24 protein-coding genes are annotated in these 26,897 nt (G+C 65.7%); 10 read left to right on the top strand and 14 right to left on the bottom strand.

Annotated features, from left to right (window positions below):
- The first annotated feature begins 3 nt into the window (after positions 1-3).
- Positions 4-987 carry an endolytic transglycosylase MltG gene (gene mltG / locus BKM74_RS07655; protein WP_086465120.1) on the top strand — a complete coding sequence of 328 codons (984 nt, stop codon included), beginning with the start codon at positions 4-6 and terminating at the stop codon, positions 985-987.
- A gap of 9 nt (positions 988-996) precedes the next feature.
- Here the strand turns inward: mltG and der are convergent, their stop codons facing one another.
- From der to BKM74_RS07640, 3 genes are read right to left on the bottom strand one after another with little or no spacing between them, the layout of a single operon-like run.
- Positions 997-2,433: a ribosome biogenesis GTPase Der gene (gene der, locus BKM74_RS07650; RefSeq protein ID WP_086465493.1), complete on the bottom strand. Its 1,437-nt coding sequence runs from the start codon at positions 2,431-2,433 to the stop codon at positions 997-999.
- 40 nt (positions 2,434-2,473) lie between these two features.
- Positions 2,474-3,814 carry an outer membrane protein assembly factor BamB family protein gene (locus tag BKM74_RS07645; protein ID WP_086465119.1) on the bottom strand — a complete coding sequence of 447 codons (1,341 nt, stop codon included), beginning with the start codon at positions 3,812-3,814 and terminating at the stop codon, positions 2,474-2,476.
- Between the two features lie 7 nt (positions 3,815-3,821).
- Positions 3,822-4,463 carry a tetratricopeptide repeat protein gene (locus BKM74_RS07640; RefSeq protein ID WP_176342446.1) on the bottom strand — a complete coding sequence of 214 codons (642 nt, stop codon included), beginning with the start codon at positions 4,461-4,463 and terminating at the stop codon, positions 3,822-3,824.
- Positions 4,464-4,652: 189 nt separating this feature from the next.
- Between BKM74_RS07640 and BKM74_RS07635 the strand changes: the two genes are divergently transcribed.
- From BKM74_RS07635 to BKM74_RS07620, 4 genes are all read left to right on the top strand, one after another.
- On the top strand, positions 4,653-4,988 hold the full coding sequence (locus BKM74_RS07635; protein WP_176342445.1) for a DUF2794 domain-containing protein: 336 nt from the start codon (positions 4,653-4,655) through the stop codon (positions 4,986-4,988).
- Positions 4,989-5,177: 189 nt separating this feature from the next.
- Positions 5,178-5,666, top strand: a complete 489-nt coding sequence (locus BKM74_RS07630) for a hypothetical protein (RefSeq protein ID WP_086465116.1) — start codon at positions 5,178-5,180, stop codon at positions 5,664-5,666.
- Positions 5,667-5,759: 93 nt separating this feature from the next.
- Complete coding sequence (locus tag BKM74_RS07625; RefSeq protein WP_086465115.1) at positions 5,760-6,548, top strand: SDR family oxidoreductase; 789 nt, start codon at positions 5,760-5,762, stop codon at positions 6,546-6,548.
- Positions 6,549-6,570: 22 nt separating this feature from the next.
- Positions 6,571-7,596 carry a C-terminal binding protein gene (locus tag BKM74_RS07620; RefSeq protein ID WP_086465114.1) on the top strand — a complete coding sequence of 342 codons (1,026 nt, stop codon included), beginning with the start codon at positions 6,571-6,573 and terminating at the stop codon, positions 7,594-7,596.
- Between the two features lie 182 nt (positions 7,597-7,778).
- Here the strand turns inward: BKM74_RS07620 and BKM74_RS07615 are convergent, their stop codons facing one another.
- Entirely contained in the window at positions 7,779-7,976 is a 198-nt protein-coding gene (locus BKM74_RS07615; RefSeq protein WP_086465113.1) for a hypothetical protein, read from the bottom strand.
- Between the two features lie 94 nt (positions 7,977-8,070).
- Between BKM74_RS07615 and BKM74_RS07610 the strand changes: the two genes are divergently transcribed.
- Positions 8,071-9,387: a nucleoside recognition domain-containing protein gene (locus BKM74_RS07610; protein ID WP_086465112.1), complete on the top strand. Its 1,317-nt coding sequence runs from the start codon at positions 8,071-8,073 to the stop codon at positions 9,385-9,387.
- Positions 9,388-9,394: 7 nt separating this feature from the next.
- On the opposite strand, the gene BKM74_RS07605 is transcribed toward BKM74_RS07610, so the two are convergent.
- Positions 9,395-10,093: an SDR family oxidoreductase gene (locus BKM74_RS07605; RefSeq protein ID WP_086465111.1), complete on the bottom strand. Its 699-nt coding sequence runs from the start codon at positions 10,091-10,093 to the stop codon at positions 9,395-9,397.
- A gap of 71 nt (positions 10,094-10,164) precedes the next feature.
- A complete protein-coding gene (locus tag BKM74_RS07600; RefSeq protein ID WP_086465110.1) occupies positions 10,165-10,923 on the bottom strand; it encodes a PhoH family protein in 759 nt (252 codons plus the stop codon).
- A gap of 350 nt (positions 10,924-11,273) precedes the next feature.
- Between BKM74_RS07600 and BKM74_RS07595 the strand changes: the two genes are divergently transcribed.
- Positions 11,274-12,101: a polyphosphate kinase 2 family protein gene (locus BKM74_RS07595; RefSeq protein WP_086465109.1), complete on the top strand. Its 828-nt coding sequence runs from the start codon at positions 11,274-11,276 to the stop codon at positions 12,099-12,101.
- A 5-nt stretch (positions 12,102-12,106) separates the two neighbouring features.
- Here the strand turns inward: BKM74_RS07595 and BKM74_RS07590 are convergent, their stop codons facing one another.
- The 8 genes from BKM74_RS07590 to BKM74_RS07555 form a co-directional block, all read right to left on the bottom strand.
- Positions 12,107-12,661 (bottom strand): hypothetical protein, encoded by a 555-nt coding sequence (locus BKM74_RS07590; protein ID WP_086465108.1) that lies wholly within the window; start codon positions 12,659-12,661, stop codon positions 12,107-12,109.
- A gap of 252 nt (positions 12,662-12,913) precedes the next feature.
- Positions 12,914-15,607: a pyruvate, phosphate dikinase gene (gene ppdK, locus BKM74_RS07585; RefSeq protein WP_086465107.1), complete on the bottom strand. Its 2,694-nt coding sequence runs from the start codon at positions 15,605-15,607 to the stop codon at positions 12,914-12,916.
- Between the two features lie 104 nt (positions 15,608-15,711).
- Positions 15,712-17,781, bottom strand: a complete 2,070-nt coding sequence (glyS, locus tag BKM74_RS07580; RefSeq protein WP_086465106.1) for a glycine--tRNA ligase subunit beta — start codon at positions 17,779-17,781, stop codon at positions 15,712-15,714.
- A gap of 3 nt (positions 17,782-17,784) precedes the next feature.
- The gene (locus BKM74_RS07575) at positions 17,785-18,705 is read right to left on the bottom strand and encodes a glycine--tRNA ligase subunit alpha (protein WP_086465105.1); all 921 of its coding nucleotides are present in this window, start codon (positions 18,703-18,705) and stop codon (positions 17,785-17,787) included.
- A 118-nt stretch (positions 18,706-18,823) separates the two neighbouring features.
- Positions 18,824-19,135 carry a hypothetical protein gene (locus BKM74_RS07570; protein ID WP_140056043.1) on the bottom strand — a complete coding sequence of 104 codons (312 nt, stop codon included), beginning with the start codon at positions 19,133-19,135 and terminating at the stop codon, positions 18,824-18,826.
- A gap of 25 nt (positions 19,136-19,160) precedes the next feature.
- Positions 19,161-20,021 (bottom strand): S49 family peptidase, encoded by an 861-nt coding sequence (locus BKM74_RS07565; RefSeq protein ID WP_086465103.1) that lies wholly within the window; start codon positions 20,019-20,021, stop codon positions 19,161-19,163.
- A 41-nt stretch (positions 20,022-20,062) separates the two neighbouring features.
- Positions 20,063-20,968: a DMT family transporter gene (locus tag BKM74_RS07560; RefSeq protein ID WP_245825862.1), complete on the bottom strand. Its 906-nt coding sequence runs from the start codon at positions 20,966-20,968 to the stop codon at positions 20,063-20,065.
- 13 nt (positions 20,969-20,981) lie between these two features.
- Positions 20,982-22,859, bottom strand: coding sequence for a monovalent cation:proton antiporter-2 (CPA2) family protein (locus BKM74_RS07555; protein ID WP_176342444.1), 1,878 nt, complete (start codon positions 22,857-22,859; stop codon positions 20,982-20,984).
- Positions 22,860-23,014: 155 nt separating this feature from the next.
- Between BKM74_RS07555 and BKM74_RS07550 the strand changes: the two genes are divergently transcribed.
- The 3 genes from BKM74_RS07550 (at position 23,015) to pgsA (ending at position 26,883) form a co-directional block, all read left to right on the top strand.
- On the top strand, positions 23,015-23,782 hold the full coding sequence (locus BKM74_RS07550) for an SDR family oxidoreductase (RefSeq protein ID WP_086465491.1): 768 nt from the start codon (positions 23,015-23,017) through the stop codon (positions 23,780-23,782).
- Between the two features lie 473 nt (positions 23,783-24,255).
- Positions 24,256-26,196: an excinuclease ABC subunit UvrC gene (gene uvrC, locus BKM74_RS07545; RefSeq protein WP_086465101.1), complete on the top strand. Its 1,941-nt coding sequence runs from the start codon at positions 24,256-24,258 to the stop codon at positions 26,194-26,196.
- Between the two features lie 42 nt (positions 26,197-26,238).
- A complete protein-coding gene (pgsA, locus tag BKM74_RS07540) occupies positions 26,239-26,883 on the top strand; it encodes a CDP-diacylglycerol--glycerol-3-phosphate 3-phosphatidyltransferase (protein WP_086465100.1) in 645 nt (214 codons plus the stop codon).
- Positions 26,884-26,897: the final 14 nt, after the last annotated feature.

Raw genomic sequence — 26,897 nt, 5'->3', positions numbered from 1 at the left:
CCGATGGGACGCCTGCTTTCCGGCTTTCTGACCTTCCTGCTGCTGGCCATGCTGGCCGGCGGCGGCCTGCTGGTCTGGGGCTATGCCCAGTTTACCCGGCCCGGCCCTCTGCTGACCGAGACCGCGCTGGTCATCCCGCGCGGCAGCGGTGTCGAGGGCATCGCCCGCCGGCTGGAGCAGGCCGGCATCCTGCGTTATCCCGAACTGTTCATGGCCGCGGTAAAGCTGAAGGGCGTCTCCGGCGCGCTGAAGGCCGGGGAATATGCCTTCAAGCCCGGCATCAGCCCGCGTGAGGTGATGGCGCTGCTGCAAAGCGGCGAGACCGTGGTGCGCCGCCTGACCATCGCCGAAGGGCTGACGGTACGGCAGATCGCTGCCCAGCTCGCCGCCGTCGAGGGGCTGGACGGCGACCCCGCCCCGCTGCCGCCGGAAGGCGCCCTGCTGCCCGAGACCTATCATTTCTCCTATGGTGACGAGCGCGCGGATATCCTGCGGCGCATGCAGCACGCCATGCGCGAAACGCTGGACCGGCTGTGGGAAAGCCGCGCGCCGAACCTGCCCTTCGATACCAGGGAGGAGGCGCTGGTGCTGGCCTCCATCGTCGAACGCGAGACCGCGATCCCGTCAGAGCGCCCGCGCGTCGCCGCCGTGTTCGTGAACCGGCTGCGCAAGGGCATGCGGCTGCAATCCGACCCGACGGTGATCTATGGCCTCAGCGACGGCCTCGGCACGCTGGACCGGCCCCTGCTGCGCGTCGATCTGCAGAAGGACCACCCCTACAACACCTACACGCGCGATGGGCTGCCGCCGGCGCCGATCTGCAATCCCGGCCGCGATTCGCTGCGCGCCGTGCTGAATCCGATTTCCAGCGACGAGTATTATTTCGTGGCCGATGGCAGCGGCGGCCATGCCTTCGCCCGCACGCTGGACGAGCACAATGCCAATGTCCGGCGCTGGCGCCAGTTCCAGCGCGAGCAGCGTCAGTAGGGCGTAACCTTACTTCTTCTTGCTGGCATAGGGGTTGCGGCCCTTGCGCAGATAGAGCCTGACCGGTACCCCCGGCAAATCGAAATCCTGCCGCAGCCCGTTCACCAGATAGCGCTGGTAGCTGCCCGGCAGCTCGTCCGGCCGGCTGGCCCAGATCGCGAAGGTCGGCGGCCTTGTCTTGATCTGGGTCATGTAGCGCAGCTTCAGCCGGCGGCCTGCGACCAGCGGCGGCGGATGCATCTCGGTAAGGCCGGCCAGCCAGCGATTGAGCTGCGCCGTGGAGACGCGGCGGTTCCAGGTGTCATAGACCTGGAAGACGGCCCCCATCAGCTTGTCGAGATTGCGGCCCTTCAGCGCCGACAACGTCACCACCGGCACGCCCTTGACCTGGCTGAGGGAGACTTCCAGCCGGTCGCGCAGATCGGCCAGCGCGGTTTCCTTGTCGGTGACGGCGTCCCACTTGTTGAAGGCGATGACGAGCGCGCGCCCCTCCTCCTCCACCATGCGGGCGATGGTGAGGTCCTGCTTGTCCATGCCAAGCTCGGCATCCAGCATCAGCACCACGACATGGGCGTAGCGGATCGAGCGCAGCGTATCCTGTACGGAAAGCTGCTCCAGCTTCTCGTCGATGCGCGCCTTGCGGCGCATGCCGGCGGTATCGACCAGCCGCACCGGACGGCCGCCATATTCCCAGTCGGTGGCGATGGCGTCGCGGGTGATGCCGGCCTCCGGGCCGGTCAGCATGCGCTCCACGCCCAGCAGCTGGTTCACCAGCGTCGATTTTCCGGCATTCGGTCGGCCGACAATGGCCATCTGGATGATGCGGGGCGCATCGTCTGGCAGCAAATCGCCATCCAGCACCTCCACGCCATCCGCGTCCACGACCGCTACACCGGCCACCGCTGGCACCGGCAACGGCTCATCCTCTTCCGCCGGCTCTTCCGGCTCCTCCGGCATATGGGCGACGATGGCGTCATACAGATCGGACAGGCCGATGCCATGCTGCGCCGAAAACGGGATCGGATCGCCCAGCCCCAGGGAATATGCCTCCAGCAAGCCGGGCTCGCCCGCCCTGCCCTCGCATTTGTTGGCGACAAGCACGACCGGCCGGCTGCCCTTGCGCAACAGCCGCGAGAAGGTCTCGTCCAGCGGCGTCAGCCCGGCGCGCGCATCCACCACCATCAGGGTGAGGTCGGCCTCCTGGATGGCCCGCTCCGTCTGCTGGCGCATCCGCGCTGGCAGGCTGTCATCGTAGCTTTCCTCGTAACCGGCAGTATCGATCAGCCGGAAGCGCAGCGGCCCGAGCCGGCCCGCCGCCTCGCGCCAGTCGCGGGTGACGCCCGGCGTATCCTCGACGATGGCCAGCTGCTTGCCGGCCAGCCGGTTGAACAGCGTCGATTTACCGACGTTCGGCCGGCCGACGATGGCGATGGTAAAGCGAGTCATGTCGGTCAAGTGACCTGTCCCAACCTGATGTGTGTCGGGCTCAGCGCAACGCCAGCAATTCGGCGGCGTCGGTGAGAATGTAAAGCGTGTTGTCGGCCACCACCGGCGATATCGAGACGCCATCCGGCAGTTCGAAGCGACCGAGCACTTCGCCGGTATAGGGCGAGACCGACATCGCCTCGCCATGCGAGCCGGCGACGATCAGCCGGTCCCCCGCCAGCACCGGGCCGGACCAGAAGATCGGGTCTTCGCGATCCTCCTCATCCTCGAAGCGCGGCAGCCGGGCGATCCAGCGGATATACCCTTCCTTGCGGGTCAGCGCCACCAGTTCGGCATCATTGGTCACGACAAACACGTAATCGCCGGCGACCCACGGCATCTGCGTGCCGCCAATATCCTTTTCCCACAGGCGGGCGCCGATCCGGCGGTCCACCGCGGCCATGCGGCCGCTATGGCTGACCGCCAGCACGATCTCGCGATCGATCACCGGCAGGCCACGGATATCGGCCAGGCTGGAGATCGCATCGACGCGGCGCACGGCGGTCAAATTGTCGGTCCACAGCAGGCGGCCATTCTCCGCCCGCAGCGCGAAAATCTCGCCGGAGGAGAATGGCACGACCACCACATCGCGCTCCACCGCCGGGCTGGCACCGCCGACAAGACCCGCCACTTCGGAGATACCGGCATGGCCCCACAGGCGTTCGCCGGTCTCCGCGTTCAGCGCAATCGCCTGATTGTCCAGCGTGACGATGAAGACGCGCCCGTCGGAGACGGTCGGCGCGGCACGCACCGGGGCCGGCATGTTGGCGCGCCAGACCTGCTCGCCATTCTCCGCCGAGAGGGCCAGCACCTGGGCATAGCCGCTGCCGACATAGATCCGGCCATTGTTATACCCGAGCCCGCCGCCGACCACCGCACTGTTCTCGCCTTCCGGCGCGGTCTCGACCTGCCAGAGCCGGTTACCGTTCCCAGCATCGAAGGCGCTGACCATGCCCTCGGCATCGATGGTGAATACCTTGCCGGATGCGACGATGGGCGGCGCGGTCAGTACCGCGTTATCGTCGGAGCCGGTGCCGGCATCCGCGCGCCAGACGACGCCCGGCATATCACCCAGCGCCAGATGATGCATGGCATGGCTCGGACGGCCGCCGGCCATTGCCCAGTCCGGATTGACGACCGGGCGCGGTAGCCTGACCGCCTGCTCGGCCACCTGGGGATCGGCCTTCAGCTCGCTGTCGAACAGCAGCACCGCCATGCGCTCGCCCGGCAGCGGCGGCGCTTCCTTGGCGCCGAACCAGCCGCAGCCGGCAAGGGCACCGGTAAAGGCAAAGCTGACGGAAGCCGCCAGGGTCCAGCGAAGCAGGGCACGAAATCTGGTCATTTCGGGTCTATTCCGGCAATGCCTGGAGCAGTTCGGCCGCGCGGGCGCGGGCACCCTGCGGGGCTTCCAGATCGTCGGTCAGCTTGCGCAGCAGCTCGCGCGCTTCCGCCCGGTTGCCCTCGGCCTCGGCGGCCAGGGCGGCCAGCTCGCGCGCCAGATGCCGCCAGGCGCTGTCGCTGTCGATAAGGGTGGCCAGATGCGTCTTCACGCCGGCACTCTCGCCCGCTTCCAGCCGGCGCTGGGCACCCAGCACCGTCGCCAGTTCGCGCAGCGCCGTGGGGGCGGCGGAATCGCCAGCCAGCGCATCCAGGGCGGCGATGGCCTCAGCCCGCTTGTCGTCCTGCCACAGCAGGGCTGCCTGCTCCAGCCGTGCCAGCGCGGCATAGCCAGTGCTGCCCGACTGCGCCAGATCGGCGAAGCGGTCGGTCGCCTCGGCATTCTGTTCGCCGACGAGGGCCAGCGCCGCCGAATAGCTTTCCGCGGTCGCCGCCTGCTGGCGCGACTGGTATTCCTTCCAGCCGACATAGCCGGCGGTGCCCAGCAGCAGCGCCGCCACACCACCCACAATCAGGTATCGATAGCGCGTCCAGATGCGCTTCAGATTGTCCTGACGAAGTTCCTCGTCGATTTCGCGAAAAATATCGGCCACGGGCAAGCTTCTCGCTAACGGGAGGACCGGATCGGTCCGAAAGCGGCGTAAGGTAGCCTCCACGCCCCGGCAATGCAATGCGAAGCGGTGCCGCAGAGACGAGTTCGCTTCCTTCGGGCTTTACGCTGCCGGCAATTTTGGCAAAACTGTTACAGCAACCCTAACCGGAATAGGTGCCGAGACCGCCTTATGAACCAGTTCGTCCGCCTGGCCGATTATCAGAAGCAACGCCGCAGCACCTATTTCAGCCGGCATGAGCTGGGCAGGATACTGGATGTGTACAGCCGCCGCGTGGCCTCGGGCGAATGGCGCGACTACGCCATCGACCATGACGGGCAGGTTGCTTCCTTCTCGATCTTCCGCCACACGCATGAACGGCCAATTTTCGCCATCCAGAAATGCAACAAGGGGCCGCAGCGCCCGGTTGAGTATTATCTGGTCAGCGGCAAGCAGCAGCTGAAGCGCGGCTCGACGCTGGAGGAGGTGCTTGAAGCCTTCGACCGCCGCCTAGAGGTGGTACGCTAGGGTGGGGTGCTGAAAACAGCATCAGGATCGACGCCGCAGCCCGCAGCCGCTATTGTCTGGCGCAATCCTTGCTTGGCTCGCAGCATGAGCCGATACGCAACAGATGCCAGGGCGAAGATGTCGCAAAGTTCCTATCGAAATGGCGGACAGGCGGGCCGGCCGCCCCGTCCTGCCCCCAGGCATGTCTCCATGCCGCCGCTGAAGATCGCGCCTTCCCGCGAAACACCGGGACCGAAGAAGCGGCGTTCCGACATGACACATGACGAGCGCGCGGCAGAGATCGTCGATCATCTGCGCGACGTCATCGAGAGCCGCAAGGAAGTCAGCGACAAGACCGGCGGCGGCATGTCCTACCGCGACTGGCGCAAGCTGGCGCAGCAGGAAATCGCCGAAGCACTGCGCGACACCGCGCTGCGTGCCGCTGTGGGCGAGGTGATGTCGGCCCGGCGCATCGGCAATCTGGTGCTCAGGGTCGGCTTCATGCTCCTGGCCGCCGTCGCCTCCTTCTTCGCCTTCTGGTTCGGCGTGGTCTGGATCGGCCAGGAATTCGGCGCCGCCTGGAGCACGCTGGCGACAATCACCGCCCTGCTGCTGACCGGCGCCTTCATCGCCGGCGGGCTGATGGTCGGCAGCCGCGATGGCGACCCGAAGGACCAGATCGACCCCGACCGGCTGTAAATATTTGCGTCAGTAAGTACGCTCCCCTTCCCCCCTATCCGCCTCGCCTGATACATCTTGAACCCAATCAAGAAGCACAGCGGAGGGTCCCCCATGCAGCTCAGCCTCAACGGGCGCAACGCCATCGTCACGGCGGCCGGCGGCGGCATTGGCAGGCGGATTGCCGAACTGTTCCACCAGGCCGGCGCCCGGCTGTTCCTCTGCGACATCGATGAGAAGGCGCTGGACGAGATCATCGCCGCCCTGCCCGGCAGCTTCGGCATGGTGGTGGATGTCGCTGACCGGGCGCAGGTGGACCGCTTCATGGACAGGGCGCTGAAGGAACTGAACGGCCTCGACATCCTGGTCAATAATGCTGGTATCGCCGGGCCCACCGGCCCGATCGAGGAGATCGACCCGGATGAGTGGCAACGTACCCTGGATGTGAATCTGAACGGGCTGTTCTACTGCACCCGCCGCGCCGTACCGGCCCTGAAGCAGGCGGGGAAACAGGCGGGTGGCGGATGCATCGTGAACCTGGCCTCTGCCGCAGGGCGCTTTGCCTTCCCGATGCGCAGCCCCTATTCGGCGACGAAATGGGGCGTGGTCGGCGTCACCCGCACCCTGTCTGTCGAGCTTGGGGAGTACGGAATCCGGGTGAACGCCATCCTGCCCGGCTCGGTCGCCGGCCCGCGTATCGAGGCGGTGCTGTCGGCCAAGGCCAAGGCGCGCGGCATCGGCGAGGAGGAGATGCGCGCCGAGATGCTGGCGCCGATCTCGCTGAAGGAATTCGTGACCGCGACCGATGTGGCCAACATGGCGCTCTATCTCTGCTCCGATGCCGGACGGCACGTCACCGGGCAGAGCCTGAATGTCGATGCCGGCACCGAATATCTCGTCTGACCCCTTATTTCAGGATAACGCCATGACCGCACCCTTCCGCACCCTGACGCCGGACGCGCAATATCATGACGGCGCGCTGGTCGAGCGCGAGGCTGCCGCCGGCCTGCTGAATCTGGTTACATTGCGCGAGCGCAGCAGCGACGCCATCCCCGATGCCGAATGGGAACAGGCGGAGGCCATCCTGCTGTGGCACGAATGCCCGATCACGCCCGCACTGGTGCCGAAGCTGAAGAAATGCCGCATCATCGTGCGCTGCGGTGCGGGCTTCGACCATGTCGAGCTGAAGGCGACGGGGGAAGCCGGCATCCCGGTCTGCAACGTGCCGGATTATGGCACCAGCGAGGTGGCAGACCACGCCATCGCCCTGATGCTGACGCTGCGCCGCAACATCGTGCAGTATAATGACCGCATCCGCACTGACCCGGTGGCCGGCTTCGACTGGAGCGGCCCGGCGACCACCATCCGCCGCATCCGGGGCCAGAAGCTGGGCATCGTCGGGCTCGGCCGCATCGGCACCGCGGCGGCGTTGCGCGCCAAGGCCTTCGGGCTCGATGTGCTGGCCTACGACCCCTATCTCGCCTGGGGGCAGGAGATCGCGCTGGGCGTCACCCGGATGGCCGACCTGCATACGATGCTGGGCGAGGCCGACATTGTCAGCCTGCACGCGCCGCTGACCGAGGAGACGCGGCACATCATCGACGCCGCCGCGCTGTCTGCGATGAAACCGGAAGCGGTGCTGGTGAATACAGCGCGGGGCGCGCTGATCGACCTTGATGCCCTGCACGCAGCGCTGAAAGACAACCGCATCGCCGCCGCCGGCCTCGACGTGCTGCCAAAGGAGCCGCCAGAAGCCAACCATCCGCTGATGCGCGATTTTCGTGATCAGCCGGACTGGATCAAAGGCCGCCTCGTCGTTACCCCGCACGCTGCCTGGTACAGCGTGGAGAGCCAGACGGACGCCCGCCGCAAGGCGGTGGAGACCGCCATCGCCTACCTACGCGACGGCGAGCTGCGCAACTGCGTGAATGGGACGTATCTGAAGCGGTGATGGCTCTTGTGGCAGGTCTCGCACCCCCCTGCCCATCCACCCTAACCGTCACCCCCGCACTTGTTGCGGGGGTCCAGGCTTCCGCCTGCTGGAGCATCGACTGAGTAAGCTGAACCCTGGATTCCCGGCACCCAATGGAACATGGGGCCGGGAATGACATATCGAGGAAAATCTGTCAGCGCCTAACCCTGCTTCTCGTCCGCCGGTTCGACCGCTTCGTAATGCTCCAGGAAGCTGTCGAGATCGCCCTTCACGCGCTCGACCATCAGGCGCACCATGCGGCGGTCGGGCGTGGCGCACAGCGCCTCCGTCGTCGCCGTACCCAGCTGGTTGACCGCATGGGCCAGCAGCTTAATCGCCATCTGATCCGCGAACTTCATGCCTGCCTCGCTCCTGCCCTTAAGAGCCTGTTCCATATTGCCCGCCAGCCTATAGATTGGACCCGGCTTTGGCAAAACCAGGACGCACCCGCCCGTGAACATCATCTTCCTCGCCATCGTGATGATCGCCTTCCTTGTCGCCGCCATCCGGCAGATCGCCTGGGAGGGGATAGATCAGTCGCCGATGGAGCTGCTGGGTGCCGGCATGATCAAGGCCGCCGAGGGCTCGGTGACGCTGGCCATCGGCCTGATTGGCGTGATGGCGCTGTTCCTCGGCCTGATGAAGGTGGCGGAGGCCGGCGGCCTGCTGACCATCGTGGCGCGGCTGCTGCGCCCGCTGATGGTGCGGCTGTTCCCCGAGGTGCCGGCGGATCATCCGGCGATGGGCGCCATGATCATGAATTTCTCGGCCAATGTGCTGGGCCTCGGCAACGCCGCCACGCCGTTCGGCATCCGCGCCATGCAGGAGCTGGACAAGCTGAACCCGCACAAGGGCACGGCGACCAACGCGATGGCGCTGTTCCTGGCGATCAACACCTCCTCCATCACGCTGCTGCCGACCGGCGTCATCGCCATCCGCGCGGCAGCCGGATCGGCCGATCCCGCCGGCATCCTGCCGACCACCCTGTTCGCCACCATCTGCTCCACGACGGTCGCGATTCTGATGGCGAAGATGTTGCAGCGCTATTGGAGCACCGGCCCTGCCGATCTTCCCGCCGACCTGCCTGTTACCGCGGAAAGGCCCGAGGAAGAGCCGGTCTCCGTGCCGCTGCCGGAAGCCGAATCCTACCCGACCGGAGAGGGCTATCCCGCCTGGGTGTCGATGCTGGCGCTGGGCACCATCCTCGCCATGGTGCCGGTCACCATCATCCATGGACGGACCATCGCGCCCTGGATCATCCCCGGCCTGATGGTGCTGCTGCTGGGCTTCGGCGCCATCAAGCGGGTGAAGATCTACGAGGTATTCGTCGAGGGCGCCAAGGACGGCTTCCAGGTCGCGGTGCGGATCATCCCCTATTTGGTGGCGATCCTGGTCGCGGTCGCCATGTTCCGGGCCAGCGGCGCGCTGGAGATGCTGATCGTGCCGCTGGGCACCGTCACCAACCTGGTCGGGCTGCCGCCGGAGGCGCTGCCAATGGCGCTCTTACGCCCGCTCTCCGGCTCCGGCGCCTATGGCATCATGGCCTCGATCATCAACGACCCCGCCATCGGGCCGGACAGCTATACCGGCTATCTGGTCTCCACCCTGCAGGGCTCGACCGAGACCACCTTCTACGTGCTGGCGGTCTATTTCGGCGCGGTGAACATCCGCCGGCTGCGCCACACGCTGTTTGCCGCGCTGTCGGCTGATCTGGCCGGCATCATCGCCGCCGTGACAATCTGCCTGCTGCTGTTCGGCGCGCTGCGCTGACCCGGCCTCAGACGAAGCGGGTCACGCCGCCATCGACGCGCAGGCTCTGGCCGGTGATGTAGCTCGCACCATCCGACAACAGGAAGGCGGTCGCCGTAGCGATCTCCGAGGCATGGGCGTAGCGCTGCATCGGGATGCGGGCACGGCGCGCCTCCTTCTCCGGCAAGCTGTCCACGAAGCCCGGCAGCACGCAGTTCATGCGGATGCCCAGCGCGGCATGCTCGTCGGCGTAGAGCTTGCTCCAGGCGCTCAGCGCGGCGCGCAGCGTGCTCATCGGGAAGTCCGCTTCCGGCTCCAGCGCGGCATAGGAGGAAATGTTGACGATGGCGCCCTTGCCCTGCTTCTGCATGATCGGCGTCACCAACCGCGCCATGCGGATGACGTTCAGCAGCACCATGTCGAGGCCCTTGTGCCAGTCGGCATCGCTGATCTCGAGCAGCGGCCCCTTCGGCGCATGGCCGGTATTGTTCACCAGCGCGTCGATGCGGCCATAGCTGTCCATCGCCAGCGCGACCAGCGCCTCAAGGTCAGCGGGTTCGGTCACGCTGCCGCGGATCGCCTTGCCGCCCAGCTTTTCGGCCAGGTCGAGCACCGCTTCGCCGGGCGACAGCAGCACGGGCCTATAGCCCTGCGCCGCCAGTTCCGTTGCAATCGCCGCCCCGATGCCGCGCCCCGCCGCCGTGACCAGCGCCACCTTCTCCGCCATCGCCCCATCTCCTGTCCAAATGATCGGACGCGAAGACTAGGCGAGGCGGATCAGGTCGGCAAGTAAAGGGGTTACAGCACCGTCAGCATGCTGGCGACCAGCGGGTGGCGAACGATGTCCTGCTCGCGCAGACGCACCACGGCGACATCCTCCAGCGCTTCCAGCCGGCGGGAAATCTCGGCGAGGCCGGACAATTCCGGCAGCAGGTCGGTCTGGTCCGGGTCGCCGGTCAGCACCATGGTGGAGTTCCAGCCCAGCCGGGTCAGCAGCATCTTGATCTGGCCGTAAGTGCAGTTCTGCGCCTCGTCGATGACGATGAAGGCGTTGTTCAGCGTGCGCCCGCGCATATAGGCAACCGGGGCGATCTCGATGGAGCCGTCGGTCATCAGCGTCTTCAGCCGCTTGCCGCCCAGCCGCTCGTTCAGCGCGTCATAGAGCGGACGCAGATAGGGGGCCAGCTTGTCTTCCAGGCTGCCCGGCAGATAGCCCAGGCTCTCGCCCGCCTCGACCGCGGGCCTCGTCAGCAGGATGCGCGCCACCTTGCCGGCCTCGAACGCCTCCACCGCCTTGGCGATGGCCAGGTAGGTCTTGCCGGTGCCGGCCGGCCCGACCGCGACCACCATGTGTTTCGTCTCCATCGCGGTCAGCAGCGCGTTCTGGTTCTCGCCCATCGGGCGCACGGATTTCACGTAACGCTGCTCCCGGCCGGCCTCGTCAAAGCCCTCATCCAGCGGATGCCAGCCTGGAGCGCCGGGAAACAGCGCCCTCACATTCGCTTCACGGGATCGGGATTCGCGGACCTGCGCCTGACGGGTGGAACGCTTGGCCATACTGCAAGCTCCTCAGGTAAGAGACGGAAATGTACGGGGAACGCCGGAAACGAAAATGCCTCCCAATGGGAGGCATGCGCGATCGATCATTCTGAAGAGGCTGGCGAGCGGGCTTGCGGGCGATAGCAAAACCGGCCTGTTCCGCCTCGGTAGCATGAGGGGCGTAGGGCAGCCTGCTGATGCCGGCAAGGGAAGCATGGGCCAACCATCCTTCAGTCCGTTTCCAAGAAAATCATACCGCGCTGCAGCAGCCCTGTCCGCATCAAATTGCGGCTTCACCAAAGATTCACACAAGATGTGGTGGACGCGGTAGCATCACCGGATGTCCTGCGGGGGGAGGAGAAAGACCGATGGCCAGCAAGAAGAAACAACCGCAAGCCGAGAGTTTTCTGGTCCAGGGCCGGCCGCAACTGGACCGTCTGGCCAACGACCATGACGTCAGCGACAGCGTTTTCGACAAGCGCATCAAGCCACTGCAGGAAGCGCTCCAGCGCATCCAGCAGGCCTATCTGGGCAGCCGCGAACGCGCCGTCATCGTGCTGGAAGGCTGGGATACCGCCGGCAAGGGCGGGCTGGTGCGCCGGCTGGGCTGGACCTTCGACCCGCGCAGCTTCCGGGTCCATTCCATCGCCGCGCCGAACAGCATCGAGGCGCGCCAGCATTATCTGCAGCGTTTCTGGGAAAGGCTGCCGCAGCACGGCCAGATCACCGTGTTCGACCGGTCCTGGTATGGCAGGGTGCTGGTGGAGCGGGTCGAGAACCTGACGCCGGAACCCGACTGGCAGCGCGCCTATGCGGAGATCGACAGCTTCGAGCGCATGCTGGTCGATGATGGCGTGCGGCTGGTGAAGCTGTTCCTGCACATCAGCCATGAGGAACAGGCACAGCGATTCCGCGACCGCATGGAAAACCCGCTGAAGCGCTGGAAGCTGAGCTATGAGGATTTCCGCAATCACGCGCTGTGGGATGGCTACCAGACCGCCATCGAGGACATGGTGGAGCGCACTTCGACCGAGGCCGCGCCCTGGCACATCATCCCATCGAACGACAAGCCCTTCTCGCGGCTCGCCGCCTTCGGAATTATCGCCGACAGGCTGGGCCAGGGAATCGATACCACGCCACGCGAACTGGATGCCGAAATCCGCTATCTGGCGGAAAAGACGCTGGGCGGCGGCTGACGCAACTACAGGCTGGTCTCGCTCCAGGGGGCGGCCCCATCGAGCGGGATATAGGTCCGCACCTGGCGGATCGGAACCGGCCCGGATGGGTTGTTCGGCGCGACCCAGGAATGGGTGGTCGCCCCCAGGATTCGGTTGACGCGCCCGGTCTTGTCATCGGCTACCGGCAGCAGCAGGCGTTCGCCGCTGGCCGGCCGGGTCGCCTCAGAATAGACGCGGCCCGCGATATGAACGACGGCGGGGCGCGAAATCGCGATATCGAAATAACCCATGACGCGCTGCTGTGCGGATCGCTTCACGATCTCGTCGAGATAACGCCCCACGATGCTGCCGCCATAGGCAATCTTCACATGATCGCCAATGCTGAGATAGCGGAACCGGCGCGGGTGTCCCTGCTCCTCGACCAGCCAGTGGATATCCAGCAGTTGCGGCCCCATCACCGGCTGCAGGCGCTCGAAGGCGGGCGGACTGCCGGTATCGCTCAGCGCGTCCTGCCACTGGCTCGCGAGGGCGAGCAAACGGGAATCCTGAATCTCGGTGGCGGCGATAATATCGATCATGCTGACCTTCTTGTCCGGCGCTGGCGTTCTGCCATTGCTGTTGCTGTGCCTCAAACGGCGCAGCGTCGTTTAAGAAATCTATTCGAACAGGAAAGAAATAGAAGAAAGCATTTTGTCGGCCAGCCGCATATTTAACATTACCGAAAAGAAAAGGGGGCCGCTGGCCCCCCTTTCCATTTCCCATAGATCGCTTTGGCCGTCAGGCGTACGCCCTGGGCGTTCGCCCGAGGCGTTCTCCCCAGGGCGTTCCTCCTAGGCATTCTCGGTCTTGCGCATGGCCGCCTCGCCGCCGGCAATCGCCGCCTGGGCGGCGGCCAGCCGGGCGATCGGCACCCGGAAGGGCGAACAGGACACATAATCCAGCCCGACCTGCTGGCAGAACTGGATCGAGGCGGGATCGCCGCCATGCTCGCCGCAGATGCCCAGCTTGATGTCCGGGCGTGTGGACCGGCCGCGCTCGGCGGCGATGGCGATCAGCTCGCCAACGCCTTCCGTATCCAGCGACTGGAAGGGGTCGTTCTCCAGTATCCCCTGATCCTGGTAATCCTTCAGGAAGGAACCGGAATCGTCGCGCGACAGGCCGAAGGTGGTCTGCGTCAGATCGTTGGTGCCGAAGCTGAAGAATTCCGCGCTCTCGGCGATCTCGGCGGCCTTCAGCGCGGCGCGCGGCAGTTCGATCATGGTGCCCACCAGATAGTCGATCTTGTGGCCGCTTTCCTCCATCACCGCCTTGGCGGTGCGGTCGATGATGAGCTTCAGTATGTCCAGCTCCTTGCGGGTGGCGACCAGCGGAACCATCACTTCCGGCGTGACCGTATCGCCATCCTGCTTCAGCACCTCGGCAACCGCCTCGAAGATGGCGCGCGCCTGCATTTCGTAAATCTCCGGGTAGGAGATGCCAAGGCGGCAGCCGCGATGGCCGAGCATCGGGTTGGATTCCTTCAGCTGCACGGCGCGCTGGCGCAGCGCCTCGGCATCCACACCGGCGGCCTTGGCGACGGAGGCAAGCTCCTCGTCAGTGTGCGGCAGGAATTCGTGCAGCGGCGGGTCAAGCAGCCGGATGGTGACCGGCAGCCCCTTCATGATCTGGAACAGCTCGACGAAATCCTGACGCTGCATCGGCAGGATCTTGGCCAGCGCCTGGCGGCGGCCCTTCTCGGTCGAGGCCATGATCATCTCGCGCACGGCGACGATGCGCTCGGCATCGAAGAACATGTGCTCGGTCCGGCACAGGCCAATGCCCTCTGCCCCGAACTTGCGGGCCGCGCGGGCATCCGCCGGGGTTTCGGCGTTGGTGCGCACCTTCATCGTGCGAAATCGGTCGGCCCACCCCATCAGCTCGGCGAATTCGCCGGAAAGCTGCGGCTGGATGGTCGGCACCTCGCCCAGCATCACCTCGCCGGTGCCACCATCGATGGTCAGGATGTCGCCTTCCTTCACCACCTTGTCGCCGGCAAACATCTGCTTCTTGGCATAGTCGATGCGCAGCTCGCCAGCGCCGGACACGCAAGGGCGGCCCATGCCGCGCGCCACCACGGCGGCGTGGCTGGTCATGCCGCCGCGCGTCGTCAGGATGCCGCGCGCCGCGTGCATGCCGTGGATATCCTCGGGGCTGGTCTCGATGCGCACCAGCATCACGGCCTCGCCCTTGCCGGCCTGTGCCTCGGCGGCATCGGCGGTGAACACCACCTTGCCGGAAGCCGCCCCCGGCGAGGCCGGAAGGCCGCGACCGATGACAATGCGTTCGGCCTTCGGATCAAGCGTCGGATGCAGAAGCTGGTCCAGTGCCGACGGATCGACGCGCTGCACGGCTTCCTGTTCGGTGATCAGCTTCTCACGCACCATATCGACGGCGATCTTCAGCGCCGCCGCGGCAGTGCGCTTGCCGGTACGGGTCTGCAGCATCCACAGCTTGTTCTGCTGCACCGTGAACTCGATGTCCTGCATGTCGCGATAATGCGTTTCCAGCTTCTCGCGCACATCCATCAGCTGGCCGAACACCTCCGGCATGACTTCTTCCATCGCCGGCAGCCCGTCGTCGGAAGTCGCCTTGCCGGCAATGGTCAGCGGCTGCGGCGTGCGGATGCCGGCCACGACATCCTCGCCCTGCGCGTTCACCAGGAACTCGCCGTAGAACAGGTTGTCGCCGGTCGAAGGGTCGCGGGTGAAGGCCACGCCGGTGGCGCAGTCATTGCCCATATTGCCGAACACCATGGCCTGCACATTCACCGCCGTGCCCCAGCTGGCCGGAATCTCGTGCAGCCGGCGATAGACGATGGCGCGCTGGTTCATCCAGGAGCTGAACACCGCGCCGATGGCGCCCCAAAGCTGCTCCTGCGGGTCCTGCGGGAAGGGGCGGCCCAGCTCCTCCTCCACCTTCGCCTTGTAGCCGGCGACGACCGCCTTCCAGTCCTCGGCGGTCAGCTCGGTATCGAGGCGGTAGCCCTTCTCGTCCTTGGCATTCTCGAGAATTTCCTCGAAATGGCCATGATCGACCTCCAGCACCACGTCGCTGTACATCTGGATGAAGCGGCGATAGCTGTCATAGGCGAAGCGCGGATCGCCCGATTTCTTCGCCAGACCTTCGACCGTGGTGTCGTTCAGGCCGAGATTGAGCACCGTGTCCATCATGCCCGGCATGGAGGCGCGCGCGCCGGAGCGCACGGAGACCAGCAGCGGGTCCGCCGGATCGCCGAACTTCATGCCCAGTGCCTTTTCCAGCACCGCCAGCGCGGCATCGGCCTGCGCCTTCAGCTCGTCCGGGTACTGCTTGCCATGGTCATAGAAATAGGTGCAGACCTCGGTCGAGATGGTGAATCCCGGCGGGACCGGCAGGCCCAGGCTGCTCATCTCAGCCAGATTGGCGCCCTTGCCGCCCAGAAGATTGCGCATCGCGGCACTGCCATCGGCCTTGCCGTCTCCGAAGCTGTACACCCATTTCGTCATCGTCGTTCCGCCTTGGCGTTGGACATCTGCCGGCACCCGCATGGTGGCCGGCTCGCTATAGCGCCGCCCTAAAGGCGGCCTCCGCCTTTCCCCTTGGGGAGAGGCTAACCCTCGACCTTCGAGAAGTCGGCAAGCTGGTTCATCGTATCGCGAATCTTCGTCAGCAGCTTCAGCCGGTTCTCGCGCAAGGCCGCATCCTCGGCATTTACCGTCACACTCTCGAAGAACCGGTCCACCGGCGCGCGCAAGCTGGCCAGCGAGGCCATGGCGGCGGCGAAATCCTCCGCCTTCAGCGCATCGGCGATCTTCACCTCGATAACGCCCAGCGTGCCGTGCAGTTCCGCCTCGGCCACCTCGCCGCGCGCCTTGATGAGCTTCAGGTCGGCGCGGCCCTCATAGGCGCGGCCGTCCTTCTTCTCCTCGATGGCGACGATATTGGCGGCGCGGCGATAGGCGGTCAGCAGGTTGGCGCCATCCTCGCTGGCGAGGAAAGCCGCCAGCGCGTCCACCCGCTTCAGCAGGCGCACCAGATCATCCTCATCGCCCAGCGCGAAGACAGAGGTGACCAGATCGTGCCGCACGCCCTGCTCGCGCATCGCCACCTTCAGCCGGTCGGCGAAGAAGCCCATGAGGTCGGCGACGACATCGGATTTCGCGCCGGCCTTGGCAAACACCGCCTCCAGCGACAGCCGCAGGCCATTCTCCACAATCAGCCGGATGATGCCCAGCGCGGCGCGGCGCAGCGCATAGGGGTCTTTCGAGCCGGTCGGCTTCTCGTCGATGGCGAAGAAGCCCACCAGCGTATCGATCTTGTCGGCCAGCGCCACGGCAACCGAGTCCGGCGCGGTCGGGCAGCGGTCGGACGGGCCCAGCGGCGAATAATGATCGGCAATCGCCTGGGCCACAGCCTCGCTCTCGCCATCATGGCGGGCGTAATACCGGCCCATGATGCCCTGCAATTCGGGGAACTCGCCGACCATGCCGGTGACAAGGTCAGCCTTGGCAAGCTCCGCCGCGCGGTCCGCGCGTTTGGCATCCGCACCGGGGATCAGCGTCGCCAGATAGGCCGCCAGCTTGCGCACCCGGCCCACCTTGTCGGCCAGCGTGCCCAGCTTCGCATGGAAGGTGATGTTGGCCAGCGCCGGCAGGCGGGAGGCCAGCGTGTGCTTGCGGTCCTGGTCCCAGAAGAATTTGGCGTCGGACAGGCGGGCGCGCAGCACACGCTCATTACCGCCGACGATCACCGCGCCGCCATCCGATGGCTGCATGTTGGAAATGACGATGAAATGCGGGGCAAGGTCGCCGCTCTTGGTCTCCACCGCGAAATATTTCTGGTGCGCCCGCATCGAGGTGGTCAGCACCTCCGGCGGCACATCCATGAAGGCCTCGTCGATGCGGCCCATCAAAGCCACCGGCCATTCGACCAGCCCGGTGACTTCGTCCAGCAGACCGTCATCCTGCTTCAGCACCAGCCCGGCATTGGCGGCCAGAGCCTCGGCCTGCTGCAGGATCGAGGCACGGCGCTCCGCCGGGTCGAGGATCACCTTCGCGGCCAGCAGCTTGGCCTTGTAATCCTCGACATTATCGACCGCCAGCGCGGCCGGGGCCAGGAAGCGGTGACCCTGCGTGCGGTCGCCGAACAGGATTTCCCGCCCACCGCCGAGATCGAGCCGGCCCGGCAGTTCCTGGCCGTTGAACAGGCACAGGATGGAGTGCATCGGGCGGACCCAGCGGAAATCGGTCTCACCCCAGATCATCGATTTCGGCCAGGGCAGCTTGCGGATCGCTTCGACCAGCAGGCCCGGCAGCACGTCCTGCGTGGCCGCGCCCTGCTTCTCGACAGTCAGGAAATAGAATACACCCTTGCCGGTATCGCGCTGTTCGCAGGCGTCGATGGAGGCCAGGTTGTTGGCCTTCAGGAAGCCGGCCAGCGCCTGTTCCGGCGATCCCACGCGCGGGCCGCGGCGTTCTTCCGTCACATCCGGCTGGGTCAGCGGCAGCCCCTCGACCGACAGCGCCAGCCGGCGCGGCGTGACATAGGCGGCGGCGCTGTCGAAGCTCAGTCCGGCAGCGGTCAGGGCGTCGCAGACCAGGCGCTTCAGATCCTCGGATGCCCGCGCCTGCATGCGCGCGGGGATTTCCTCGGAGAAAATCTCCAGCAGCAGATCGGCCATCGCTTACGCCTCAACCTTATGGGAGGCAACCCCATGAGAAGCCACCCACGCCTCGCAGCAGCCCTTCGCCAGCGCGCGCACCCGGCCGATATAGGAGGCGCGTTCCTGCACGCTGATGACGCCGCGCGCATCCAGCAGGTTGAACAGATGGCTGGCCTTCATGCACTTGTCATAGGCCGGCAGCGCCAGCGGCTGCGCCAGACCCAGCAGATGCTGGCATTCCGTCTCGGCATCCTTGAAATGCTGGAACAGGGTGTCGGTATCGGCATGTTCGAAATTGAAGGCGCTGAATTCCCGCTCGGACTGCAGGAAGACATCGCCATAGGTCTTGCCGCCCTTGTCCTTGGGCACGCCGTCATAGTCCAGATCATAGACGTTCTCGACGTCCTGGACGTACATGATGAGGCGTTCCAGCCCGTAGGTCAGCTCGACCGGCACCGGCTTGCACTCAATGCCACCAACCTGCTGGAAATAGGTGAACTGCGTCACCTCCATGCCGTCGCACCAGACTTCCCAGCCAAGTCCCCAGGCGCCCAGCGTCGGGCTTTCCCAATCATCCTCGACGAAGCGGATATCGTGTTCGTGGGCATGGATGCCGATGGCCGCCAGACTGCCCAGATACAGCTCCTGGATATTGTCCGGCGAGGGCTTCATCAGCACCTGGAACTGGTAATAATGCTGCAACCGGTTCGGGTTGTTGCCATAGCGGCCATCGGTCGGACGGCGCGACGGCTGCACATAGGCACAGTTCCAGTGATGATCGGGCCCCAGCGCGCGCAGCGTCGTCGCCGGATGGAAGGTGCCTGCACCCACCTCCAGATCGTAAGGCTGCAGGATCACGCAGCCCTGTGCGGCCCAGTATTGCTGGAGCGTCAGGATAATTGACTGGAAGCTGGTGGCGGCGGCTGGCCTACCGGCGGACATTGCTTCTCTCGCGCTAGGATGGAACCGGTTTTTCGGTGCGCCGCAACATAGCGACCTCACCCGGCAGGGTCAAGAAACGGTCATGCGGGGAAACACCGCTGTTTTTACGGCCCGTCTTTTACGTCCCGTAGGGGCACAGCTCCCGGCCGCAATCGCGGGCACCCCTGGCCGGCACATAGGTGCCGCAGGTCGGGCAGGCCCGCATCTCGTGGGTATCCTCGGTGGCGGCCGCCTGTTTGTCTCCCCTAGCGCGCCGGAACATGCCGCCGAGGCCGCCATCTTCCTTGCGCGGCGCCGCCTTCCTGGCCTCGCTCCGCATCTCGCCCCGGGCGACGTCGCGGCGCGCCTTTTCCAGCTTGGTCACCATCTTGAAGAAGAAGATCACCCCGGCGATCACCGCCGCCAGAACCAGAAGCTTGCTGAAACTCAAACCGAACATCCCTGCCCCATCTTCCTTATAAGCCGTAACGCGCCCACAGCGCCCGTTCCTCCGCCGCACCCATGGCCGCTTCCGGCAGTGCCGCGGCCCAGCCCCCGGCGCGCGCCGCCCCGCCGGCCCGGAAGGACAGCAGCGGCCGGCGCATGCCGACCGGGCGCAGCCTCACCTTGTCGCCGAAACGGGCGCGCAACAAGCCCCGAAGATCGCCCAGGCCATCGGCAAGGCCAAGGGAAACCGCCGTGCGGCCGGTCCAGAAGCTGCCATCGAACAATTCAGTCTCGCCGGGATGCAGCCGTTCGCCGCGCCGGCTTTCCACCAGCGCGCGGAAACTGGCGTGCATTTCCTCCTGGATCGCGCGCAGCCGGGCGACATCCTCCGGATTCTCCGGCTTGAACGGATCGAGCATGGATTTCGACTTGCCCGCCGTATAGACCCGGCGCTCGACGCCGATCTTCTCCAGCAGGTCCGGAAAGCCGAAGCCCGCCGTGATCACACCGATGGAGCCCAGGATCGAGTTCTCGTCGGCGAAGATTTCGTCGCCGGCGCAGGCCAGCCAGTAGCCGCCCGAGGCCGCCACATCCTCCACGAACACCAGCACCGGCAGCTTCTTCTCCGTCGCCAGGTCGCGGATGCGCTTGTGGATCAGCGCCGACTGCACGGGCGAGCCGCCGGGCGAATTCACCACCAGCGCCACCGCCCTGGCATGGCGCATGGAAAAGGCGCGCTCCAGCACCGGGGCAAGGCCGGTCAGCGTCAGGCCGGTGCGGAACGGCCCGACCTGCCCGATCACGCCGGCCAGCCGGACCACCGGCACCAGCGGCGCACGGCGCCGGGCGATCCAGTCGCCAATCCGGGAGAAGATCGAACTGTCAGCCATCGTCGAACCTGCTTTCCTCGTCCGGTGAATAGTGCCGGCCCTTATTGCCGCCTTACCGTGGCCAGATAAAGGCCGGGCAGAATCAGCGCCGCCCCCAGCAGATGGTAGCCGCGTACCGGCTCGTCCAGCAGAAGATAGCCAAGCCCGCTGGTATAGAGCGGCACCAGATACATCAGCAGCCCGGTGCGGCCGGCGCCCAGTACGTTCTGGATCTTCGCATAGGCCTGATAGGCGCCGAAGGAGGCGAAGCAGGCCAGGAACAGTACCGCCAGCACGCCCTCGCGGCTCATCGGCATCGGCTGGCCCGACAGGCTCTCCCACAGATAGAAGGGCAGGATGACGATCAGCCCGCCCAGTATGATGGCGGCAAAGCGGGTCATCAGGCCCAGCCGGCTCGGCCGGTATTTCAACAGGATGGCATAGAGCGCCCAGCCGGCCATCGCCGCCGCGATCCACAGATCACCGATGGTGAAGGACAGGCCGATCAGGACCGCCGGGTCGCCCTTGGCGATGATCGCCAGCACACCGGCCAGCGACAGCACGATGCCGCCGCCCTGCCGCGGCGTCACCCGCTCGCCATAGAACAGCCCGGCGATCAGCACGATCAGGATCGGCGAGGCGCTGTAGATCAGGCCGATATTGCTGGCTGGCGTGGTCTGCGCGCCGATATAGACGAAGGCGCCGCACACCCCCATGCCGAGCGCGCCCAGCACCAGCAAATCCTTCCATTCCGCCAGCGCGTCGCGCCGCTGCCGCCAGAGCTGCGGCCCGACCAGCGGCAGCAGCAGCAGGAAGGTCACCGCCCAGCGCCAGAAGGCGAGGCCCACCGGCGGCACCAGATCATGCACCAGCCGCGCCGTCAGCATGTTGCTGGCGAACAGGGCCGGGGCGATGGCCAGCAGGATGTAGGCCAGCCGCTGTTCGTTCATAAAGCGGGCATCGGGCATCAGGCGATGGCCATCAGGCGACGGCGCGCTTCTCATCATCGGCGGGCGGTTCCACCAGCCGCAACTCATCCACCCGGTCCAGCGCCTCGCAGGCCGCGACGACAGGATCGACAGGCCGTTCGGATTCCGGCTCCAGTGCCTCGCCGGCATCGGACTGGGCATCGGACCGGGCCGTGCGCCGGCGGCCGCTATCGACATGGCGGAAGGCATCGACCAGCGATTCGATCTCGGTTTCCGGCACGCCGATCTTCGCCAGCACTTCCGCGCCCAGCTGCAGGCTGGCCTCCAGCAGCTCCGGCACGGCGACATAGGCGCCCGCCGCCTCCAGCTCGCGTGTCGTCTGTGCGTCAGGCGAGCGCGCGAAGATGGTCAGGTTGGGGAAGTCCTCGCGGATCTGGCCTACCAGCCCGGTCAGATGCTTGTGGCGGTCAAGGGTCAGCACGATGCCGGTGGCCTTCTCCGCCCCGACCAGCCTCAGGATATCGGGCCGGGCGGCATCGCCATAATAGACCGGGCGGCCATTGGCGCGGTTCTCCGCCACATTGGCGGCGTCCATGTCGAGCATCACCACGGTGACGCCCTGCGCCTCCAGCAGCCGCGCGATGATCCGCCCGAAGCGGCCATAACCGGCGATGATGACGTGATTCTCCAGCGTGCCGCACTCGTCCGGCCCGAGCTCCTCCAGATGGCTGTTATCCATGCGCCGGGTCAGCCGGTCCACGATCAGCATGACCACGGGTGTCAGCGCCATGCTGACAGAGACGACAAGGAACAGTACCTGCACGGTCAGCGTGTCCAGCACGCCGGCCCCGATCGCCACACCGAAGATGACGAAGGCGAACTCGCCGCCCTGGCACAGCAGCGCCGCGATGCGCAGCGAGGCCAGAACGCCCTGCCGGAACAACATCGACAGGCCGAACAGAACCAGCATCTTCACCGCGATCAGCCCGCCGATCAGCAGCAGCACCGTATCGAAATGATCGAACGCCAGTCCAAGATTGACCGACATGCCGACGGTCATGAAGAACAGGCCGAGCAGGATGGCACGGAACGGCTCGATATCCGCCTCGACCTGATGGCGGAATTCCGATTCCGAAATCAGCAGACCGGCGAGGAAGGCGCCCAGCGCCATCGACAGGCCCGCCATCTGTGTCGCCGAGCCGATGCCCAGCACGACAAGCAGGGTAAGCGCGGTGAAAATCTCGCGCGAGCCGACCGACGCCATCAGCCGGTAGAGCGGGCGCAGCAGCAGCCGGCCGATCAGCACGATGACCACCAGGGCGACGATCGCCTTCAGCACGGCGATGACGAGGCTGAACGCGATCGCCCCCTCCGACGGCGCGTTCAGCAGCGGCACGATGACCAGCAGCGGCACCACCGCCAGATCCTGGAACAGCAGTGTGGCGAAGGCGGCGCGGCCGTGATGCGTGGCGAACTCGCCGCGTTCCTGCAGCAGCTGCACCACGAAGGCGGTGGAGGACAGCGCCAGCGTGCCGCCAATGACGATGGCGGCCGGCAGGTCCAATCCGACGGCAACGGCAATGCCGGCCAACGCGATGCCGGTCACCAGCACCTGCGCCGTGCCCAGGCCGAACACCAGGCGCCGCATGATCCGCAGACGCTCGAAGCTGAGTTCCAGACCGATGGCGAACAGCAGGAAGACGACGCCGAATTCCGCCAGATGCCGCGTGCCCTCGACATCGGCGACAAGGCCAAGCCCGAACGGGCCGATCAACGCGCCGGCGGCAAGATATCCCAGCACCTGGCTGAATCTGAGCCGCCGGAACAGCGGCGCGAACATCACGGCGGCGATCAGGAAGACGAGAACATCGGCCGTTCCCGTGCCATGCATCGCGTCGGGATTCCAGAGCAGCTTCGCGATATCGTCCAATGGCTCGGTCCCGTCCTGGCAAAGATGGTGCGCCAACAGTAAGGCCCAACAGTAAGACCAAGCGGCCCCGGCTGTCAGCATCCGTCGAAGCACTCCATCCGAAGCCGCCCATCAAGCAGCTTGACCTTGCCGGCGGTCCACGTAGCTTGCTGCGCATGGCCGACAGCGACACCTCCCTGCCCGACACCTTACCCCGCCCCCTTCCCCGGGTGGCGCTCGTGACGGGTGCCGCCCGCCGCATCGGGCGCGCCATCGCGCTCGACCTCGCCCGCCAGGGCTGGGATGTGGCGGTGCATGCCAATAATTCCCGGGACGAGGCCGACAGTCTGGCACAGGAGATCGTGGCACTCGGCCGGCGGGTTGTCGTGCTGCGCGCCGAGCTGACGAAGGAAGCCGAGGTCTCCGCCCTGCTGCCGGCCGCCGCCGCCGCGCTGGGACCGGTCGGCCTGCTGGTCAACAACGCCTCGATCTTCGAACAGGACGATATATCCTGCATGGACCGGGCGGGCTGGGACCGCCATATGGAGGCCAATCTGCGCGCGCCGGCGCTGCTGATACAGGATTTCGCGGCCGCACTACCGGCCGACGCCGAGGGTGTTGTCATCAACATCATCGACCAGCGCGTGCTGCATCCCGGGCCGGACTTCCTGTCCTATACGCTGAGCAAATCCGGCCTGTGGACCCTGACGCGCACCCTGGCGCTGGCGCTGGCGCCGCGCATCCGCGTGAATGCCATCGGCCCCGGCCCGGTGCTGCGCAGCATCCACCAGACGGAAGCGGCATTCGCGGCGGAAGTGGCCAGCGTGCCCCTGCAACGGCAGACCGATCTTTCGGAAATCTGCCGGGCCATCGGCTTCATCCTGTCGGCGCGGTCGATGACCGGACAGATGATCGCGCTGGATGGCGGCCAGCATCTTTCCTGACCAGTATCTTTCCTGGCGAGTGATGCCGGACTGCCGCAGCCGCAGCCCGGATGCCGAATATGAAGGAATGGTTAAATAGGGCGTTAATATGACGCTGTAAGCGCTTCAAAAATGACGCTATTCCGGTTTCGGATAGACCGCATTAGATGAAAGTTGTGCACAGCAAAAACCATGGACGAGGAACGCCCGTGACTGTCAACGGGAAAAACTCCAGAGTCCCTATTTTCTCGGATTGACATAAAAACACGTAATAAAATCAACGAATTAATTGTTTGCCTATTTTTTGGGCAATAACGGCAAAGCCTAGGAAGCCCGTTGCTGGCGCACCACGTCATTTCGGTTGCACACAAAGTTATCCACAGGAATCGTGGATAGCCGGAAGAGTTCCAACGTTAACCAAGAGCTGGCCGCCATACAGGCCCTACACAGGCCCCCTACACAGAAATGCCCGACAAGGGTAATAAGTTCGACACATGGCCAAGGCAGCACGCGACACTCATCCTTTCAAACCGGCGCCGGGCCGCGAGCCCCCGCACGAACCGGACGCAGCAACACCCGCGCCCACCGTGTCGCTGGAACGCGGCGTCGCCGTGCTGAAGGCAAAGCTGCGCACCCTGCCGAATGCGCCCGGCGTCTATCGCATGCTGGATAAGCGCGGCGACGCGCTTTATGTCGGCAAGGCGCGCAGCCTGAAGAAGCGCGTCGTCGCCTATACCCAGCCGGAACGCCTGCCCTACCGGCTGCAGCGCATGGTGGCCGAGACGGTGACGCTGGAGGTGGTGGTCACCCACACCGAGGTCGAGGCACTGCTGCTCGAGAGCAATTACATCAAGCGCTTCATGCCGCGCTACAATGTGCTGCTGCGCGACGACAAATCCTTCCCCTATATCCGGATCAGCGGTGACCATGATTTCCCGCAGATCCTGAAGCATCGCGGCGCACGCACCGGGGCCGGCGACTATTTCGGCCCCTTCGCCTCCGCCGGCGCCGTGAAACTGACGCTGACCGCCTTGCAGCGCGCCTTCCTGCTGCGCAACTGCACCGACAGCATGTTCGCCAGCCGCACCCGGCCCTGCCTGCAATATCAGATCAAGCGCTGCACCGCGCCCTGCGTCGGCTATGTGACGAAGGAGCAATATGCGGAGCAGGTGCGCGAGGCGCGCGACTTCTTCAGCGGCAAGAGCCGGCAGATCCAGGAAATGCTCGCCCGGCGCATGCAGCAGGCCAGCGAGGCGCTGGATTTCGAGGCCGCCGCCCTGTTCCGCGACCGTATTCGCGGTCTGTCGCACATCCATGCGCATCAGGATGTGAATGTGGCCGGGCTGGAGGATGCCGATGTGATCGCCGCGCATCAGGAAGGCGGCAGCACCTGCATCCAGGTGTTCTTCTTCCGCGGCGGGCGGAACTACGGCAACCGCGCCTATTTCCCCAGCCATGAGAAGAATCTGGAGCTGCCGGCGGTGCTCGCCTCCTTTATCGGCCAGTTCTACGACAATAAGGAGCCGCCGCGCGCGATCCTGCTGAGCCATGCGCCGGATGAGCAGGAGCTGCTGGCCGAGGCGCTGGCGCTCAGCGCCGGCCACCGGGTCGAGCTGGTGGTGCCGCAGCGCGGCGCCAAGCGCAAGGTGATCGATCAGGCGGTCAATAATGCGCGCGAGGCGCTGGGCCGGCGGCTGGCCGAAAGCAGCTCGCAGCGCAAGCTGCTGGACGGGGTGGCTGCTGCCTTCGGGCTGGACGGGCCGCTGGAGCGGGTGGAGGTGTATGACAATTCCCATGTCCAGGGCACCAGCGCCATCGGCGCGATGATCGTCGCCGGGCCAGACGGGCTGATGAAGAACGCCTACCGCAAGTTCAACATCCGCGCGACCGAGGTGGCCGGCGACGATTACGGCATGATGCGCGAGGTGCTGACCCGCCGCTTCGCCCGTGCGCTGAAGGAAGACCCGGACCGCGAGACCAGTGCCTGGCCCGATCTGGTGCTGATCGATGGCGGGCTGGGCCAGCTTGGCATCGCCGTCGAGGTGCTGGCGGAACTCGGCATCGACGATGTGCCGCTGGTCGCCATCGCCAAGGGACCGGACCGCAATGCGGGGCGCGAGCGCTTCTTCATGCCGGGCCGCGAACCCTTCAGCATGGAACTGCGCGACCCGGTGCTGTATTTCCTGCAGCGGCTGCGCGACGAGGCGCACCGTTTCGCCATCGAGACGCACCGCGCCAAACGGGCAAAGGCACTGCACCGCTCCAGCCTGGACGATATCCCCGGCATCGGCGGCAAGCGCAAGAAGGCGCTGCTGATGCATTTCGGTTCCGCCCGCGCGGTCGAGCGTGCCGGCCTCGCCGATCTGGAGGCGGTGGAGGGAATAAGCCGGGCAACGGCGAAAAAAATCTATGCCCATTTCCATGAGGAAGGGTAAAGTCCTGAAACGCCTCCCGAAGCGAAGAGAATCGGGGCACCCATGCTGACCAGCCTGCCGAACCTGTTGACCCTGTCGCGAATCCTCGCGATTCCAGGTCTCGTGGCCTTGCTGTTTTTCGACGCGCCGCTGTATCGCTGGCTGGCCTGCGGCCTGTTCGTGCTGGCCGCCGTCACCGATTATTTCGATGGCTATTTCGCGCGCACCATGGGGCAGATTTCCGCCTTCGGCCGGTTCCTAGACCCCATCGCCGACAAGCTGTTCGTCGCCGCAGCCCTGCTGATGCTGGTGCATGCGGAACGGGTCAGCGAGCTGAGCGTGCTGGCCGTGCTGGTCATATTGTGCCGGGAAATCCTGGTTTCCGGTCTGCGCGAATTCCTCGCCGGCACCGCAATCAGCCTGCCGGTCACCTGGCTCGCCAAATGGAAGACCGGCCTGCAGATGGTCGCCATCGCCGTGCTGATTGTCGGCGATGCCGGGAACGGGGTGCTGAACCCGCTGCTGAAGCTGACCCTGCCGATCACGGTGATTGGCGAGGTGCTGCTGTGGGGCGCCGCCGGGCTGACGCTGATCACCGGCTATGACTATCTGCGCGCCGGCATCCGCCACATGCGGGCGGAAGATGCGCGCCAGACGCCGGCACAGCAACCGCTGAAGCCGGCGCAATCGTCGCCACCCGCCGAATGATGTTCCGCAGACAG

Origin of the sequence: Oceanibaculum nanhaiense (assembly GCF_002148795.1) — a bacterium.
In the GTDB taxonomy this organism is placed as follows: domain Bacteria; phylum Pseudomonadota; class Alphaproteobacteria; order Oceanibaculales; family Oceanibaculaceae; genus Oceanibaculum; species Oceanibaculum nanhaiense.
The sequence above is the reverse complement of the archived record's forward strand: the minus strand, read 5'-3'. Positions and strand labels throughout refer to the sequence as shown.